This window comes from Lacticaseibacillus thailandensis DSM 22698 = JCM 13996 (assembly GCF_001436135.1).
GTDB lineage: Bacteria > Bacillota > Bacilli > Lactobacillales > Lactobacillaceae > Lacticaseibacillus > Lacticaseibacillus thailandensis.
Window position 1 is genome coordinate 314461 of sequence record NZ_AYZK01000002.1, and the last position, 16945, is coordinate 331405.

At 53.0% G+C, this 16945-nt stretch carries 16 protein-coding genes and 1 CRISPR repeat array; of the genes, 6 read left to right on the top strand and 10 right to left on the bottom strand.

Going from position 1 to position 16945, the window contains the following annotated elements:
- The first annotated feature begins 23 nt into the window (after window positions 1-23).
- Window positions 24-1016 (top strand): hypothetical protein, encoded by a 993-nt coding sequence (locus tag FD19_RS05050; RefSeq protein ID WP_054749714.1) that lies wholly within the window; start codon window positions 24-26, stop codon window positions 1014-1016.
- 624 nt (window positions 1017-1640) lie between these two features.
- Here FD19_RS05050 and FD19_RS05055 read toward each other — a convergent pair.
- From FD19_RS05055 to dhaK, 4 genes are read right to left on the bottom strand one after another with little or no spacing between them, the layout of a single operon-like run.
- Window positions 1641-2351, bottom strand: coding sequence for an MIP/aquaporin family protein (locus FD19_RS05055; RefSeq protein ID WP_054749712.1), 711 nt, complete (start codon window positions 2349-2351; stop codon window positions 1641-1643).
- 13 nt (window positions 2352-2364) lie between these two features.
- Window positions 2365-2733, bottom strand: coding sequence for a dihydroxyacetone kinase phosphoryl donor subunit DhaM (gene dhaM, locus FD19_RS05060; protein ID WP_056969266.1), 369 nt, complete (start codon window positions 2731-2733; stop codon window positions 2365-2367).
- Complete coding sequence (gene dhaL, locus FD19_RS05065; protein WP_054749710.1) at window positions 2730-3320, bottom strand: dihydroxyacetone kinase subunit DhaL; 591 nt, start codon at window positions 3318-3320, stop codon at window positions 2730-2732. Before dhaL ends, dhaM begins: the two co-directional genes overlap by 4 nt.
- A gap of 12 nt (window positions 3321-3332) precedes the next feature.
- Entirely contained in the window at window positions 3333-4328 is a 996-nt protein-coding gene (gene dhaK, locus FD19_RS05070) for a dihydroxyacetone kinase subunit DhaK (protein WP_054749708.1), read from the bottom strand.
- 153 nt (window positions 4329-4481) lie between these two features.
- On the opposite strand from dhaK, the gene dhaQ reads away from it, so the two are divergent.
- From dhaQ to FD19_RS10030, 5 genes are all read left to right on the top strand, one after another.
- Entirely contained in the window at window positions 4482-5474 is a 993-nt protein-coding gene (gene dhaQ, locus FD19_RS05075; protein WP_056969267.1) for a DhaKLM operon coactivator DhaQ, read from the top strand.
- A gap of 9 nt (window positions 5475-5483) precedes the next feature.
- Complete coding sequence (locus tag FD19_RS05080) at window positions 5484-6014, top strand: TetR family transcriptional regulator (RefSeq protein ID WP_054749706.1); 531 nt, start codon at window positions 5484-5486, stop codon at window positions 6012-6014.
- Window positions 6015-6191: 177 nt separating this feature from the next.
- Window positions 6192-6569 carry a hypothetical protein gene (locus tag FD19_RS05085; protein WP_056969268.1) on the top strand — a complete coding sequence of 126 codons (378 nt, stop codon included), beginning with the start codon at window positions 6192-6194 and terminating at the stop codon, window positions 6567-6569.
- A 376-nt stretch (window positions 6570-6945) separates the two neighbouring features.
- Window positions 6946-7185, top strand: coding sequence for a hypothetical protein (locus tag FD19_RS05090; RefSeq protein WP_054749702.1), 240 nt, complete (start codon window positions 6946-6948; stop codon window positions 7183-7185).
- A 135-nt stretch (window positions 7186-7320) separates the two neighbouring features.
- On the top strand, window positions 7321-7515 hold the full coding sequence (locus FD19_RS10030; protein ID WP_162205173.1) for a hypothetical protein: 195 nt from the start codon (window positions 7321-7323) through the stop codon (window positions 7513-7515).
- Between the two features lie 28 nt (window positions 7516-7543).
- A CRISPR array of direct repeats spans window positions 7544-11959; the repeat unit is 28 nt; unit sequence GGATTACCCCCGCACCTGCGGGGAACAC.
- 29 nt (window positions 11960-11988) lie between these two features.
- On the opposite strand, the gene cas2e is transcribed toward FD19_RS10030, so the two are convergent.
- The 6 genes from cas2e to casB are packed head-to-tail and all read right to left on the bottom strand — an operon-like array spanning window position 11989 to window position 16943.
- Complete coding sequence (gene cas2e, locus FD19_RS05095) at window positions 11989-12882, bottom strand: type I-E CRISPR-associated endoribonuclease Cas2e (RefSeq protein WP_056969269.1); 894 nt, start codon at window positions 12880-12882, stop codon at window positions 11989-11991.
- On the bottom strand, window positions 12879-13844 hold the full coding sequence (gene cas1e, locus FD19_RS05100; RefSeq protein ID WP_054749700.1) for a type I-E CRISPR-associated endonuclease Cas1e: 966 nt from the start codon (window positions 13842-13844) through the stop codon (window positions 12879-12881). Before cas1e ends, cas2e begins: the two co-directional genes overlap by 4 nt.
- On the bottom strand, window positions 13844-14536 hold the full coding sequence (gene cas6e / locus FD19_RS05105; protein WP_054749698.1) for a type I-E CRISPR-associated protein Cas6/Cse3/CasE: 693 nt from the start codon (window positions 14534-14536) through the stop codon (window positions 13844-13846). Before cas6e ends, cas1e begins: the two co-directional genes overlap by 1 nt.
- Before the next feature lie 14 nt (window positions 14537-14550).
- A complete protein-coding gene (cas5e, locus tag FD19_RS05110) occupies window positions 14551-15261 on the bottom strand; it encodes a type I-E CRISPR-associated protein Cas5/CasD (protein WP_056969270.1) in 711 nt (236 codons plus the stop codon).
- Window positions 15242-16312 (bottom strand): type I-E CRISPR-associated protein Cas7/Cse4/CasC, encoded by a 1071-nt coding sequence (gene cas7e / locus FD19_RS05115; protein WP_056969271.1) that lies wholly within the window; start codon window positions 16310-16312, stop codon window positions 15242-15244. Before cas7e ends, cas5e begins: the two co-directional genes overlap by 20 nt.
- Window positions 16305-16943 carry a type I-E CRISPR-associated protein Cse2/CasB gene (gene casB / locus FD19_RS05120; RefSeq protein WP_054749694.1) on the bottom strand — a complete coding sequence of 213 codons (639 nt, stop codon included), beginning with the start codon at window positions 16941-16943 and terminating at the stop codon, window positions 16305-16307. The genes cas7e and casB overlap by 8 nt, the downstream gene beginning before the upstream one ends.
- Window positions 16944-16945: the final 2 nt, after the last annotated feature.

Below are 16945 nucleotides of genomic sequence, written 5' to 3' on the forward strand. Positions count from 1 at the left end.
ACAGCGTCTGGAGGAGGATAACCATGATGAAGAAGAAGCAATTACTCACATTGGGCATTGCCGCTTTGCTAGTACTGAGCGGCTGTGGTGCCAAGCAGCATGATGACAGTCAAGCCAGCAGCAGTAGTCGCACCAGTACGCAACAGGTTACCAAAGTCGCGTACCAGAACCTCGGCGCAAAGCAGCGTAAGCAACTGCGGTTCCGCTTCCAGGCCAAGAGCGACGGCGGTAGTGACACGCTGTATAACGTCAACGCACGCATCACGAACAAGACGAAGCACGCCGTCACCTTTAACCGGGCCAAATTCTTCATCGACCGCACGGCGGATGGCGACAAGATCAAGTCCGCGGCTACTGGTCGGGTAACGGTCCAACCGGGCAAGCACGTAGACCTCAAGGAGTTATTTATTGACGTCAACGTCAGCGTCTTCCGTAGTGCGGGCACGTTCTACTACCTGAATAAACACTTCCCATTGGCCTACACCTACCACGCCCACCAGGGGAACGGCTCCACGTCCAACAGTCTGCAGGACAACGAGGCCAAAGCCGTCCAAAGTCAGGCCGCCAGCAATACGAGTTCCAGTAGCAGTGCGGTAGCCACCAGCACCAGCACCACGGCCAACAGCGCTAGTGCGAACTCTGGCAGCACCAACACCACAACTGGCACGAATAGTAGCAATGGCAGTACCGGGAGTACCAAGAGTGACGGTACCACCAGCAACCAAACCAGCGGGACTAACTTGACGCAAGCACAGCTCCAAGCGTGGGCCTTCAAGCACACCGCCGCCAACTACAACTTTAACGTCACGCCAAACGACTTCACCTTCACCTTCGGCACCAACAGCGACGGTGAAGCCACGGTCACTGTGGCCGAGAACCACAGCTCCAGCAACATGCAGGCGCACAACGCCGACCCGAACACCAACCCGACCGTTGCTAGTTACACGGTCAACGCACAGGGTGAGTTGGTCAACAACTACACCCAGCAGGTCGTCGCTTCATCATATGGTAACTAACTACAAATTTAACGGCCGTGACCACCCGTAATTACGGGTGGCCACGGCTTTTTGTATGTCCACATCGGGGCAACGCATGAAGCGGAAAGCATAAAAAGCGTGGTCACCGTTCGGTGCAACCACGCTCATTGACAAACCAAGTGATTGAAGCAAAACTGCGTGTAGAAAAAAGTTTAAGGGTGAGACATTTATTTTGAGCTTGCTTCACCGCCACTCAGTATCAGCCCCGTCGCTAGTACCGTCGCCATAAGTTGCTGGCCAACGGTACTGGGTATTACCGGGTTGGTTCATGGGCACCACTCCTTTGGCAACAGACAGGTGCTGATGTTGCACCGCCTGTCGCTATGCAACCTAACACTTACACCGTTAATCGATCATAAAGCAACCATGCACGAATGCGATAACCCCCATCGCCCTCGTGACTTTGCGCAACTGCGGGGGATTGCTACCATCATCCCCTTGAGTTAATAGTAGCAAGACCGGGAAACGGTTGCAATAATTATTTGCGTGAGGGTTGGATAAGGTGGAACTAATGAACGTGGTGCGATGACGTGGGCACAGTACTTGTCCATGCGCAAAAAGCACCGTGAGCAAAGCCACTCACGGTGCTTACTGTCTATGCTCCTACTTCAACACGGCTTCCAGGGCAGCCGCAATCAACCCACCAGACAGGGGACCAAGGATTGGTACCCAGGCGTACGTCCAGTTGGCAGTGCCCTTGTTCGGCACCGGCAAAATGGCGTAGGCCAGGCGTGGCGCAAAATCACGCGCCGGGTTGATTGCAAACCCGGTAGTCCCACCGAGCGTTTGCCCAACTACAACGATCAGCAGGCCCACAATCAATGGCTTCAACCCGGTAGTGAAGTTACCTAGGTTCAGTAACACAAAGACGAAGAAGAAGGTCGCAATCGTTTCGCTCAGGTAGTTAAATAACGGGTTATTGATGGCCGGTCCGGTCGCGAAGATACCGACCGAATTACCGTCATCCGTGCCCCGCCGTGCTGACTTAAAGTGCGGGTAGTACTGAATGATGACGATGACGGCACCAACAAAGGCCCCCAGAAATTGGCCCAAGAGGTAACCACCAACTTGCGGCCACGGAAAGAAGCCAAAAGCCGCAAACCCAATCGTCACCGCGGGGTTCAAGTGCCCTTGGGACCCAAACTGCCCAGCGACATAGACCCCGAACGTTACCGCTAAGCCCCAAGCCAACGCGATGAACGTCCAGTTTTGATGACGGGCATAATTACCCTTTAGATTAGTAGCAGCACCACTACCAACCCCAAACACAATTAGTACCATGGTACCCAGAAATTCACCCAAGAATCCGCTCATGGCACCCGCCTCCTCATTTAATCTTCAGTGGTTGTAACTGTGCCTCAATCGCGGCCAAGTCCACCCCAGCACCAATGAGCGTCGCCGCACTGTATGCTCCTTCGATTAGCGCCACGTCGTAAACGTGCACCGGTTTATCGGCCAGCTCAACGGCCATGTCCAGGTTCATTTTGGCGCTCCCTAAATCGTAAAATGCCAGCAACTCATCGGCGGTGTTCGCGTCGATGGCCGCGCTTATTTTGCTCATGCTACTGCCGATACCATCATCGTCCGTACCACCGGCAAAGGTGATGGGCACGTTGGGCGCAGCCTGCTGGGCCAACGTGGCCACACCACGGGCAATGTCGGCAACGTGTGACGCAATGACAATGCCATAGGTCATGCAAACACCCCCGTTGCAATCAGCGCCGTGAACAAGTAACCACTAGAAACGCTACCGGGGTCGAGGTGACCAACCGACCGTTCACCCAGGTACGAGGCACGACCTTTGCGTGCAACCATATCCTTGGTACTGTTGACTGCGTCATCCACTACCGTTTGGGTCAAGCTACCCGCCTTCACGGCCTCAACGACCGGCGTCCATACGTCAACCAAAGTCTTATCGCCAGGAGCCGCACCACCACGCTTACGAATGCCGGCTAAAGCCGCATCCAGCAGGTGACCCAAATCAGCATCCTGGTCACCTAACTTAGCCATTTCCAGGAAGGCCGTACCATACAGTGGGCCCGATGCGCCACCAACTTTGCTGATCAGCGCCATCGCCACAGCTTTGAAGAGGTCCTTCAACCCCGCAAAATCTTGGCCATCAATCGCGGCCTGCACGGCGGTCAACCCGCGGGCCATATTGCTGCCATGGTCACCGTCACCAATTGGCGTGTCCAACTCACTTAAATAGTCCTTGTGTGCCGCAATCGCAGCCGCAAACCCATCTAACCATTGCTGTGCTGTCGTTACCGTTAATTTTGTCATCATGAGGCCCCCTTACCAAGCAATCGTTTCTACTGGATAGTTCAAGTAATCCAACCACTGTGGATCAGCTAGTTCAAAGATTGTCAGGGAAATCCCCGCCATGTCGATCGAGGTCATGTAATTGCCAATCTTGGTAAACGCCGGCTTGATCCCGCGGTCACCCAAATTATTGAGCAAGTCGTGCGTGAAAATATACTGTTCCATCAATGGGGTTGCACCCATGCCGTTGACCAAAACAGCGTACTGTTTATCGGCAGTCAGGTGTTGCTCATCATCAATTTTGCCCACTAGTTCCGCGACCAACGCTTTGGATGGTTGCAACTTTTCCCGCCGGTAGCCAGGCTCGCTGTGGATGCCCACACCATACTCAATTTCGTCGTCTGCCAATTCGAACCCGGGCTTGCCCACTTCGGGCACGGTCGCAGCCGATAAGGCAACAGCAATCGTTTTGATGTTTGGCAGCACTTTTTGAGCCAACGCATCGAGTTCATCCAACGTGGCCCCCTGGTCCGCAGCCGCGCCAAGAATTTTGTGCATGAAGACCGTGCCGGCAACCCCGCGCCGTCCTTGTGTGTACAGGCTATCCTTGACGGCAATGTCGTCATCCACAACAATCGACTTCACCGGAATGTCGTCCAGTTCCGCCATGTCCTTCGCCATGTCAAAATTCATCACGTCGCCGGAGTAATTTTTAACGACTAGAAAGACACCACTGCCGGTGTTAACGGCCTTAATCGCCGCATAAATTTGGTCGGGCGTGGGGGACGTAAATACTTGCCCGGCAACCGCGCCACTGAGCATACCTTTGCCCACATAGCCTGGGTGCGCCGGTTCGTGACCACTACCACCGCCGCTCACGATGCCAACTTTACCCTGCATCGACGCCTTGTTGCTGCGGATGATGGCACCCGTGTTAGGAATACGCTCCACATACTGGGGATACCCGCGGACCAAGCCATCGAGCATTTCGTCGACTACGTTAGCTGGATCATTAATGATTTTCTTCATCAATTTCGTCTCCCTTTTTGTATTATTCGTACTTATTTTATATTGTAAGCGGATACATTAACAGGGACAGAAAGCGTAATGTGTCCGTTTTCAGGATTGACCAACCCTTGCAGTATAATCGGAGTATCGATTACTGATCACGGAGGCACAACCATGCAAATTCTAAATGACCCCAGCAACGCTTTAACCGAGATGCGCGACGGTATCACGTGGGCACACCCGCAGCTAATGGCCGTACCGGCAACGCACGGGTTTATTGACCGCGCCTTTGTGGATACCACCGTTCCCGTCTTTGCTGGTGGGGGTAGTGGCCATGACCCCGCACACTGGGGGTACGTGGGGACAGGCATGTTAACGGGTGCCATCATGGGTGACTTCTTCATGCCACCCACCGCCAAAGAGATCATCAAGGTCGTACACGCAGCCACCAAGCAGCACCGGGCATTTTTCATCGTAAAAAATTTTGTGCAGGATGTCACCCAGTTCACCGCAGCCCGGGATGAATTGCGTCAAGCCGGCTGGCATGTGGGTATGGCTATCGTGCGCGATGACGTGTCCGTCGCCGGGACCGACTTCCAACAACGGCGGCGTGGCGTTGCCGGCACTGTGTTGGTACATAAAATCATCGGGGCAGCAGCCGCGCAGGGGATGTCGGTGGACAAACTGCAGCGGCTGGCTGACCAGTTGCTGCCGGAAATCAAAACAATTGGCTTCTCTTCGAGCGGCGCAGTCATCCCCGGACACAGCAACCCCTCCTTCAAATTACCCGAAAACACCATTTCGTACGGCGTGGGCATTCACGGAGAGCCGGGGTACCACGAAGAGCCATTCCAATCTTCGGAAATGCTGGCCCACGAGTTGGTGAATAAGCTCCAAATCAACTTCCACTGGCGTGCAGATGACCACTTTGCCGTGTTAGTAGATTCCCTCGGGGGTACGACCGCGATGGAGACCCTCGTATTTGCCAACGACGTGCGCCAATTACTCTCTCTGGCGGGTGTGCACGTTGATTTCGCCAAAGTGGGTACCTTTCTCAGCTCCAACGGCATGCACGGCCTATCACTCTCATTGTTGCACCTGGTGGATCCGTCATGGTTGCAGTTACTGCAAGCACCAGTGCAGACGCCTAGTTGGCCGCAAGCGTAGGAGGCTGTGATGACTTACATTACGCGCAAAAAAATAGCCGTAGCGTTCACCAGGGTCCTGGTGCGCGACGGCTTTGAGCATACGGCAATTTCTACCATTATGCGGGCGGCGGGTTTACGTCGACAAACATTTTACGAATACTTCGACGACAAATTTGCGGTGGCAGAATGGATCATCGAAGACACCCTCCGCGATACCATCGACCAAAACTTTGACTACCTGCGCTGGGAGGACATCCTCGACCTGACCGGTTACGAATTGGACGCCAAAAAGATTATCTTCCGCCAATTGGCTGAGCAACGTGAAATCAACTTTGTGGGTCGACTAGCCACCCACTTGGAGCAACTGGTGCGGCATGTGGAACCGACCAATGGTGGGAATGGCAGCACCCCCGTCTCCGCCGCACTGCTACACACCCTGTGCATGGGCGTGGCCGCCGAGTGGAACCGCCAGATCCTCGGCATAACAACCGTGGACTATGAGGTGGTAGTGGCGGCGACGGTGCAGGCGGTACAAGAATTGGGGCAAAGGGCCACATAGATGTGGTTGTACTCAACGGCGGCTAGCTCACAGTAAGCAAAACATAAATAGGATTATTGTGAATACAAGGTACGGCTAATTGGCAATTCAAATGACAAGCAAAGTGATATTAGCGGGTCGGTTAGCGCTTGCCAAATGCAAAATTACGATTCTAATACAAAAAAATTAAGGGAGAGTATGAAGTCAGTTAACCTAGGCACTGCAAGCAATCAAGATCTGATTGAATTGGGTAGATCATTTAACATTAAATACAATATGGCGGGGATGCTGGGTGATAAGGCAACACTGAAAAGCACATTCAAACAGTACCGGAAGATGGATGCGAGGATACCAGATAAAAACTGGTATCCTCGTTCCAGTATCAAGGTCAAGAATCAGCTTCAGGATGCATTTTATATTATCCTAAGCAATGGGTTGATTATGTCATGGATAACAACTAATGGTTCTTGGCCCGCGTTAAGAGCTGAAGCTTTTTCAGTCCCGGGCTGGCTGATATTAAGGGACAGCACTACCTTAGAGGAGCTAGCCCAGGCGAGGACATTAGTATTTATGTGAATGGTGAGCGACAGACTACGCCCTTTCACGAAATCGGCACATGATTGATAGCTTTATTTCTGACTTGGTTCGCATTGAAAAACAGTTTATAGGGCGCCATACGAAAGACGAAACCCCTGAACAAATTTCTGACTTATTTCCTAATTTTGGCTAAAGGCCAAACGAATTCACTAAAAAAGATAAATTCATTAATCCCTATATTGACAAAGACCATCCTAACGCAACAGAGGTATTATCAATGGGCCTCGAGAGTATTTTCGAGCCCGATGACGGGCGGTTAACGAGTTACATTAACGGCCGGGGTGTATACTAAAATTACAGAGTACCCGGAGTATCTTGACCTGATTATCGGCATAATTCTAAAGGGGTGATGGACATGATTAATGAGGATTACATTACACAAATTAATCTCATTAAGCGGGCTTACGAGGACCACTTTGGTGCGCCATTTCCGGAACGAATTATTGGCTGGTGGGATCCATTGCACATTGAGCAACATCCGGACGAGCTAGAACAGGGCGTTAAGGACATGACTCGTGATGTAAATGAAGCAATCGACTCTAACACCCCAATTCCTGAGCTTACAGCAGAGGAATGGAGCAAAATTATCCCCTAAATTATAAACATTAAATTCTTTGACCCTCAGTCTTAAGACTGGGGCTTTTTCTATGCCATTCAACCTATGCCGCGGACGCTAAAGAACGGCGTGAGACTGGTCTCCCATGACTGCATATTCGAGGAGGCCCACAAAATGGACAACGAGACAGACACAGAAGCACAAACAGGGACAACTGAATCTACCGAAGCTGATGAACATACCGATGACGCGACTAAGGCCGGTGCACAGACCGAAGCTGATGAGTCCCAATCCACTAGTACGGCGGATGGAGTTGTCAAAAAGCTGCAAAAGCGCAGGATTACCCCCGTCCTGCGGGGAACACACTAAAGCATCCTTACCAGCAACTACCATGCCAGGATTACCCCCGCACCTGCGGGGAACACCTCTACGTGTACAATGGCAAGCACGAAAAAGAGGGATTACCCCCGCACCTGCGGGGAACACGGATTAATAAAACTCTGCACCGTACTATTTAGAGGATTACCCCCGCACCTGCGGGGAACACCAACGTTTTCTTGAATATTACTTTCACGAATGAGGATTACCCCCGCACCTGCGGGGAACACTAGATGTTGTTGTGACCTTTAAATTTATAGGCGGGATTACCCCCGCACCTGCGGGGAACACGATTTAATTAAAGACATTACTAATCAATATATAGGATTACCCCCGCACCTGCGGGGAACACATAACACCTCTTTTCTTGGCAAAGGATTGGGCAGGATTACCCCCGCACCTGCGGGGAACACATGGCAATGACGACCCGTTTACGCAAGATTTAAGGATTACCCCCGCACCTGCGGGGAACACAGTTTTGGTGCTATTAATGGAGCTGGATTTTTAGGATTACCCCCGCACCTGCGGGGAACACACGCGGTGACGTTGGGCAACACCAACAACACTAGGATTACCCCCGCACCTGCGGGGAACACGTGCTCACCTGATGGTTGAAGCACAGTTTGCCAGGATTACCCCCGCACCTGCGGGGAACACCGTGGTTGGTCGTCCATATAAAAATGAATCTGAGGATTACCCCCGCACCTGCGGGGAACACGGGTAGACCACGGAATGCCTTATCTGCAAGAAGGGATTAACCCCGCACCTGCGGGGAACACTGGGATACGCGTTCACTAGATTACTACCCTGGGGGATTACCCCCGCACCTGCGGGGAACACTCCATCGCGAATATCCTGTTCACGTGACTCGCGGGATTACCCCCGCACCTGCGGGGAACACAATACGCCATTGCCAGCATGTACAAAAACCACAGGATTACCCCCGCACCTGCGGGGAACACATCGAGAGTAAAACAAAAAGGGCAAAACGTTGAGGATTACCCCCGCACCTGCGGGGAACACTGTCGTGCTTAGATTGCTTCCCGGGCCTCGTCGGGATTACCCCCGCACCTGCGGGGAACACAGACGGTCACCGTCGGCCGTTTTCTGGACGTTGGGATTACCCCCGCACCTGCGGGGAACACCGCCATTTCCATCTTCCGCTCGTAAGGGCTGTAGGATTACCCCCGCACCTGCGGGGAACACGAACGTAATTCCGCCTCGTCGTCCAAATCTTTGGGATTACCCCCGCACCTGCGGGGAACACCAGTTTGGGCTTTACTTAATTTGTAGTTATCTAGGATTACCCCCGCACCTGCGGGGAACACTCTCTTTGGGCATTTAGCTTATAGCAAAAGTAAGGATTACCCCCGCACCTGCGGGGAACACACTGGGAAGACGACACCGAAGACGATGATCTGTGGATTACCCCCGCACCTGCGGGGAACACAATATTGTTGATGAGGCTCAGGGCCAGCCGGTGGGATTACCCCCGCACCTGCGGGGAACACCAGTCGACAGTTACAACCACTGCATTGACGCAGGGATTACCCCCGCACCTGCGGGGAACACTACAGCGAGCTGCACACGACGTCAAAATCGCCAGGATTACCCCCGCACCTGCGGGGAACACTTTAACGGCATTTCGGTTCGTGGGCGTTCGTCGGGATTACCCCCGCACCTGCGGGGAACACTACCAAACATGCTTTTCAAAGCCGCGTTCAGTGGGATTACCCCCGCACCTGCGGGGAACACTGAGCACAGCTTTAAGATTATTGGGCACAACAAGGATTACCCCCGCACCTGCGGGGAACACCTTGATGGCGTACGTCTTCTGCGTCTCCGTTAGGGATTACCCCCGCACCTGCGGGGAACACTCTGGGTGTTCGTCCAAGTCGATGCTGTCGTCGGGATTACCCCCGCACCTGCGGGGAACACTGGGACGTTTGTCCTTAATGTATTTACCAGACAGGATTACCCCCGCACCTGCGGGGAACACTCCGATTTCTACTTAAACGATCCGAGTGCTTCGGGATTACCCCCGCACCTGCGGGGAACACAGGCGCGGGACGACGCGGCCAGTGCATATAACAGGATTACCCCCGCACCTGCGGGGAACACATCGACCTTCACGTGAACAAAAGCGCTGGGGTGGATTACCCCCGCACCTGCGGGGAACACTTGCTGAAAGGCGGTGTATAACATGACCGAGGATTACCCCCGCACCTGCGGGGAACACAACTTGTATTAGTAGATGGCGTTGAGTACGTAGGGATTACCCCCGCACCTGCGGGGAACACCCGTAATACTTGCTAGGGTGACTTCGGTTTCAGGGATTACCCCCGCACCTGCGGGGAACACAACCACTGCCACGGCCAAGAACCATTTAGCAAAGGATTACCCCCGCACCTGCGGGGAACACATCCGCAAGTTCAGCCCGTTGTGTGCGGTAATGGGATTACCCCCGCACCTGCGGGGAACACAGTTTGGCATGGCCGATGAGCGTAACACGGTCGGGATTACCCCCGCACCTGCGGGGAACACTTACAGCGGCGACAACGATATTCACTACTGGTAGGATTACCCCCGCACCTGCGGGGAACACTCCACTCGACTGCTTTTAGCTGTGTTTGAGCGGGGATTACCCCCGCACCTGCGGGGAACACCGGTGGAGTTCGCTGGACTTAGCCGGACGAGCGGGATTACCCCCGCACCTGCGGGGAACACTTCACGCAAGATTTAATTGATAACGAGGCTTAAGGATTACCCCCGCACCTGCGGGGAACACCACTAAATCCACCATGGGCACCACCTAGCATCAGGATTACCCCCGCACCTGCGGGGAACACATGGGCGACCTCGTGGGGTACTTTTATGACCTGGGATTACCCCCGCACCTGCGGGGAACACAGATGGTGACGGTCACCAAGGCGACCCGGCACAGGATTACCCCCGCACCTGCGGGGAACACCCGGCGCTGTACAACTTAATCCAATAATCAGCAGGATTACCCCCGCACCTGCGGGGAACACCCAGACTTTTGACCTGTGCCTGTAGGGCCTTGAGGATTACCCCCGCACCTGCGGGGAACACACAAAAACCCGGCTTATGCGGGGAACATGTAAAGGATTACCCCCGCACCTGCGGGGAACACAAAGTGTTGTCTGCTGGTCGGTAGGGTGTTATAGGATTACCCCCGCACCTGCGGGGAACACTTAGCGTGCTGATACTGGCCATCCCCTTTGGGGGGATTACCCCCGCACCTGCGGGGAACACATAAAATCTCTTTTCTTGGCAAAGGATTGGGCAGGATTACCCCCGCACCTGCGGGGAACACATGGCAATGACGACCCGTTTACGCAAGATTTAAGGATTACCCCCGCACCTGCGGGGAACACAGAAGGTCACCGTCGGCCGTTTTCTGGACGTTGGGATTACCCCCGCACCTGCGGGGAACACCGCCATTTCCATCTTCCGCTCGTAAGGGCTGTAGGATTACCCCCGCACCTGCGGGGAACACTTCACGCAAGATTTAATTGATAACGAGGCTTAAGGATTACCCCCGCACCTGCGGGGAACACCCGGCGCTGTACAACTTAATCCAATAATCAGCAGGATTACCCCCGCACCTGCGGGGAACACCCAGACTTTTGACCTGTGCCTGTAGGGCCTTGAGGATTACCCCCGCACCTGCGGGGAACACACAAAAACCCGGCTTATGCGGGGAACATGTAAAGGATTACCCCCGCACCTGCGGGGAACACAAAGTGTTGTCTGCTGGTCGGTAGGGTGTTATAGGATTACCCCCGCACCTGCGGGGAACACTTAGCGTGCTGATACTGGCCATCCCCTTTGGGGGGATTACCCCCGCACCTGCGGGGAACACATCAAATAGTTGACTAGCTCGTGCTTCTCTAAAGGATTACCCCCGCACCTGCGGGGAACACACATCACCGGTCTGGCAGCGACCATCACCAAAAGGATTACCCCCGCACCTGCGGGGAACACTTTTAAATGGCCAAGGCGACCAACAGTCGTCCAGGATTACCCCCGCACCTGCGGGGAACACACAAAAAGGGATTGGTGCTCGGGGCCATTTCGAGGATTACCCCCGCACCTGCGGGGAACACTGACTATGCCGGTGGACGTGTGTCACTGGTTGGGGATTACCCCCGCACCTGCGGGGAACACCGGAAACATACTGCTTGTTGGCACTTTGCAAAAGGATTACCCCCGCACCTGCGGGGAACACCACACGAACCAAGACAGAGGTTGAATGTGGTAGGGATTACCCCCGCACCTGCGGGGAACACCCTTGCCCGGTTGCCCAACGCGTAGCGCTTAGGGGATTACCCCCGCACCTGCGGGGAACACGGGTTGACCTCACCAAGTCGGCTGTCACGTCGGGGATTACCCCCGCACCTGCGGGGAACACAGTAAATAAATCCCATAGTCTCAGCCTTTTCAAAAGACGCTTACACCTTTTTTTATGAGTTGCAATGCCAACTGCAAAGTTGCCCGCGCATCTGACGTTGAATTATGCGGGTGCTCGTTTGTAATTTGATAAGTCTCCAGCACCGTACTGAGACGATAATTATCCATGAACCTATTAGCCTTTTTAACTAGCGGTAAAAGATCAATCATCCGATTTTTAATCGCGGGCTGGTCCACATCGTGAGCAGCAGCCAAGAGAAACCCGTCATCAAAATTAACGTTGTAGCCCACAATGGGCCAATTGCTAACAAACTCACGTAAGCCGGTCATCGCTTCAGCTAACGGAACACCTTGCGTTATCAAGTCTGCACTGGTTATTCCCGTTAACCGTGAGATGCCTTCGGGAATTCCACGGTTAACGTTAATGAGACATTTAAACGCACCAGTTTCATTTTGCCCATCACTCTTAAGCGCACCAATCGAGATAATCTGGTCATCACTGACGCTAAGACCCGTAGTCTCAACGTCCAGTGATACGAATGGCATCACCCTTTTGCTTTGTATGGGTTTCTTCTGTGCGCGTCGACTGAACTTAGCGGCGCGCCTATATTTAGCAGCATTGCTAAACCCCAGCCCCACCGGCGAACCCTTGGTGACAAGATGCATCATTAAAGGTATGCCGTCATAGTCTACCACCTCATAGTCAGTACGAGAGGTCTTAAACTGATAACCTAATTCGTTAGCTGCAGAGTAAACCATGGTCGCCTGACCACTACCAATGTTTTCCTGCACACGATCCCAAAGTTTGTCCCGGATACGTGCACTAACACTACCGACAAACACGCCCGTCTGAATCTCTTGAAACCACTTGGTTAGGTCTCCTCTTAATGAACGCGGCACCTTGGTTAAGGTGATCACAATCATGCAGTATCACCACCATCAAATTCACGGTAGGACACGCCAAACTTCTGCAGACCCAGGCGGTCATCCCACAAGTTAACAATGTCAGCATCGACCGGCTGTTCATCATCACCTAGCAATGTCTTTAGATCTTTCACCATACGGACCATCAATTTGCCATCCGCGAAAGCATTGCGCACGGCTAACCTTGTCCGGCGACCCAAATCGTCCTGGTTGTCGTCGTCATCCCCATACTCCGCGGTAACCGCAAACGCAATGGGAATCGTGACCTCCGCCTTATACAAATCGGCAAAGTCGTACACAAAAGCCAAGTCGTGCCCCGTGTGCACAAAGCCCAAACCGGGCGAAGCACCCAAGGCCACAATCACGCTATAACACAAACCATACAAAGCAGAGTGGGCTGCAGTTAACGCACGATTAATTGGTGACCCCGCCTCATAGTTATCATGATCATACTCGCGTCTAGTCCATGGTACCTTGGTTAATTGCGATTGTTCACGATAGATTCTGCGAACACGCGCACCTTCCTTACCGCGTAATTCCTGCATGGTTAGACCAGATACATCCGTATCGGGAAACCGCATCTGGTACATTTTGCGGGCAACTGCCACCCGCGACTTTACATTAGAGACTAGTTTGGCCTGCGCCTCCAGTAACTTTGATGAGTGGTTCAATGCGCGCCCGTGAGCATACTCACGCACGCCACGCTCACCTACCCAAATCACACTCAGGCCCGAATCACCGATTAATTCCATCGCACGATGGGTAACGTCGACGCCAGGTCCAAGCATCAACACACTGATCATGGCGGCGGGTACAAACACTGTGCCCCGGTTATCTGTAACCACAATCGCACTATCTTGCCGATTAATCTTGGCATGCTCAAGGTATAGAAAGCTAATGCGGTCACGGACCCGACCTAGTTCTGATAGCTCAGGCTTCTTTGCGCCTGGTAACTTGGCCATTATTTCACCGGGATAACCGTCATGAGGCCCATGCCATACGCCTTTTCACGGCCCAAACCGTTGGTGAGTGTCTGCTTAAACTTATCTAAATCGGTAATTGTCAGTACGCCTTCATAGGTCACACGCCGCACCCGCACCACGTGCATCCCCTTGTGCCGTAAAATGGGCTGGTCACGACTAACCAAATTAAATGCTAGACGGTTGAGTTCTTTGTCGACATCCTTTGCCCCATCCGCCACGATTGCGGGTGCACTGGATTCATTAATACGGAACCCCGCTTCCGGTGCGCGTTGCACTAACCATTCCATTTGGTGGCGAACAGTGACGTGTGGATAAACGCGACCCCGCTGCCCTTCTTGCGGAACGGAGTGTGTGGGATTAGCGGTGAGCCTAAAGTTTAATGTCTCGCCCAGCGATAGGCCCTGCAAAAACAAATCGTAGTCCTTGCTAGCTGCGGTCCCCGGCACACCATATTCCTCGAGCTGTTCCAGGTCAGGTTTATCCGCGCTCAAAACTAGTAAGTATTGCTTCCCACCCAGTTGGTCGATACGCCAAAGGTGACGTAAACGAACGTGCCCGCTAATCTCATTAGGAAAACTTTGCTCAACCCAATTATGGTAGGCACCTAGGTGGGTTAAATCCTTAATCTTGCGTCGATTATTAGTATCAATTTGTACTCTTGAGAGATACATAGCTACTCCCCTTTCTAACCCAACGCGCCAAACGCATCGTGGCTAGTCTCAGTACCTCTGTCTTGGTAATAAGGATTATCAACCTCAACAGCGGTCTGCTTCACCGCGCGGAAATTAAAGCTCCGGTGCCGCTGATCAAATGATTCAACGTTATCGGCAACCATCCACTCGCGCTGGCCCTCAATAAGGCCAGCGTCAGCAATGATATCCAACCGAATTTGCCGCTGACGTTGTTTCCTTAACTGGTACCATGCCGCCGCTTGCCATTCCAGGCCCTGCAAGACTGTTAAGGGGTTACCCTCATCATACTGGTGGGTCGTCAACACACCCGCCGGCACATTGGCCTTCCGCCCCAAATACAGCTGAAACTTGGGGTGGTGTAGCGCATGTTCTAGGCGGTCAATCAGTTGGTCATCCGCACTAACGGCCACCACAAAAACGGCATCCTGTAAGTAAGTCCGGTAAGTCAACTTACGGCTGTTACGCTTCCACTCGACCGTGTGCAAGTCCGTCAGGGGCTCGCCCGGTTGGTCCACGCGTACTGCAAACCGCACTTTGTTCAGCTCGTTGATGCGTGCATCATCCCGGTGATAACCCAAAGCTGCGGCCAACAAGCCGACGATAGCACTCTTGCGTGGGTAATCCGTACTGGTCCGCCGCGTAAACGCCGCTTCATCCCCGTACGATTGCAATGGCCCACGTAAATTAATCGTTAGTGTCTTCATCGCCAATCACCTCGCTCAACTTGTTGGTGACTTGATCCAATAAATCGTTGATGTTGGTAGCCTGGTCGTCCAACTGTGAATCTACCTGACTCAAAACCACAGTCATCACGGGTTGATCAACCATTTTAGCGGCATCATCAAACCCTTGCTCCAGTTTCTCCACTGACTTACGTACATAACCGTTCTTGGATTCCACTGGTTGTTCGAAGGCAGATACCAGGTTGACCGGCGTATCGTCCCGTACCGTTACCAGAATGTAGCTAGGTAAGGTCTTGTTCGCAAAGGTGTTCTGCTTACCCGTTGGCATCGATAGTGCAAAACTCTTGATAAACTCCCGCACACCGGTGAGGGCTGATTCAGCACCAAGATTTTGTGCCAACTCCTCAACGTTTACGTTAGCGTAACGGTACAGGGTCGACGAATTGTACTCAACCGTCCCCAACATTGCCGCGCCCGTAGCGTCGTCCTTTTGCAGATCATCCAAAGCGGTATAGTAATCAAATTCCGGCTGCACTGCGTGAGTCGAAATGGCATGTGCCACCTGAGCGGATGCCTCAACGTTTAGTTCCGGATTATCTGCCACCATCCGGCCAAAAAGTGCTAAGTCCAGTGACTGATTGCCGTTAAAGACTGCCTTAAGTTCCTTTTTGTCCAAAGTCTCATGCGACAGTGCATACTCAGCTATCTTATTGACTTGGCCCCGGCTAACAAGCATTAAGGCCCCAGTCTGGCCATTCTTCACTTTAATCCCGGCGGTCTTCAAAACGTCATTAGCTAGTCCTTCGGCACCATCCTGATCCAGTTCTGGATTCTTGGCAGCAATAGCATCAGTGAGTAGCTGCAAAACTTCTTTGGTACGAATACCTTCTACCTGCGCCCCAGAATGATTGAATTCGTGCCGCATTGCCCGTTTCCAGCTTTGGGAGGACACACGGGCACGCACAACGCCACCATACAGCGCCGTCTTTGGGGCCCCGGTATCATCGCGGTTAATGTTGGAAGAAGGAACAGTCTGCAATACGTGAACATCTACATACAAGTTTTTAGTCATTGTTAGCTACCTCTTTCTCATCGCTATTTGCCTTTACTACACTACCAAAATATGATTGACCCCAATGCAAATGGACCCGGTTAGCGCTTTCAAAGCTAAACTGAAATGCGTAGATATCGCTGGCCAGATCAGCATAATCAATGCGGGGGTGATCCAGCGTCGATTTAATAATTGCGTTCAGCCCCGTGAGCGAGTGGATTAGCCCTTCCACACTGGTCGTGCTCAGAGCCACCCGCACCCGCCGATCCAAGGCGACTTGTGCATCCGGATTTTGCCGCATCCGCGCCAGGCATTCAAAGAAACGCTGTCCACGCTGGTGCTCATTCTCCGCATAATGTGACCCAAACACACTTGGCACCTTGTCTCCACGTCCAGTGGCACCTTGCTGCATTTGCGCGTACAACTTAACGGCCGTAAAAATAGCCACCTCAGCATAAGTTGGCACACCATTATGACTTAACTGGTTGCTACTCATGTATTGCATTATGATGGGCCAAGCCACCTGTGCCTGCGGACTATTTAGTGTAGGAGCACTACGTAACCCAGCAAGTGCGGCACGGTTAATTGCGCCATCATTATACAGAGCAGTAATAATCCTGCTGGTCGGCCCAGCAACTTTATCTACCATCATCC

Coding starts and splice junctions, on each gene's coding strand:
- FD19_RS05085 (WP_056969268.1), top strand. CDS start 6,192: ATGAAGTCAGTTAACCTAGGCACTGCAAGCAATCAAGATCTGATTGAA.
- FD19_RS05080 (WP_054749706.1), top strand. CDS start 5,484: ATGACTTACATTACGCGCAAAAAAATAGCCGTAGCGTTCACCAGGGTC.
- FD19_RS05055 (WP_054749712.1), bottom strand. CDS start 2,351: ATGAGCGGATTCTTGGGTGAATTTCTGGGTACCATGGTACTAATTGTG.
- cas5e (WP_056969270.1), bottom strand. CDS start 15,261: ATGAAGACACTAACGATTAATTTACGTGGGCCATTGCAATCGTACGGG.
- dhaM (WP_056969266.1), bottom strand. CDS start 2,733: ATGACCTATGGCATTGTCATTGCGTCACACGTTGCCGACATTGCCCGT.
- dhaK (WP_054749708.1), bottom strand. CDS start 4,328: ATGAAGAAAATCATTAATGATCCAGCTAACGTAGTCGACGAAATGCTC.
- cas1e (WP_054749700.1), bottom strand. CDS start 13,844: ATGGCCAAGTTACCAGGCGCAAAGAAGCCTGAGCTATCAGAACTAGGT.
- casB (WP_054749694.1), bottom strand. CDS start 16,943: ATGATGGTAGATAAAGTTGCTGGGCCGACCAGCAGGATTATTACTGCT.
- cas6e (WP_054749698.1), bottom strand. CDS start 14,536: ATGTATCTCTCAAGAGTACAAATTGATACTAATAATCGACGCAAGATT.
- FD19_RS10030 (WP_162205173.1), top strand. CDS start 7,321: ATGGACAACGAGACAGACACAGAAGCACAAACAGGGACAACTGAATCT.
- cas7e (WP_056969271.1), bottom strand. CDS start 16,312: ATGACTAAAAACTTGTATGTAGATGTTCACGTATTGCAGACTGTTCCT.
- dhaL (WP_054749710.1), bottom strand. CDS start 3,320: ATGACAAAATTAACGGTAACGACAGCACAGCAATGGTTAGATGGGTTT.
- FD19_RS05050 (WP_054749714.1), top strand. CDS start 24: ATGATGAAGAAGAAGCAATTACTCACATTGGGCATTGCCGCTTTGCTA.
- FD19_RS05090 (WP_054749702.1), top strand. CDS start 6,946: ATGATTAATGAGGATTACATTACACAAATTAATCTCATTAAGCGGGCT.
- cas2e (WP_056969269.1), bottom strand. CDS start 12,882: ATGATTGTGATCACCTTAACCAAGGTGCCGCGTTCATTAAGAGGAGAC.
- dhaQ (WP_056969267.1), top strand. CDS start 4,482: ATGCAAATTCTAAATGACCCCAGCAACGCTTTAACCGAGATGCGCGAC.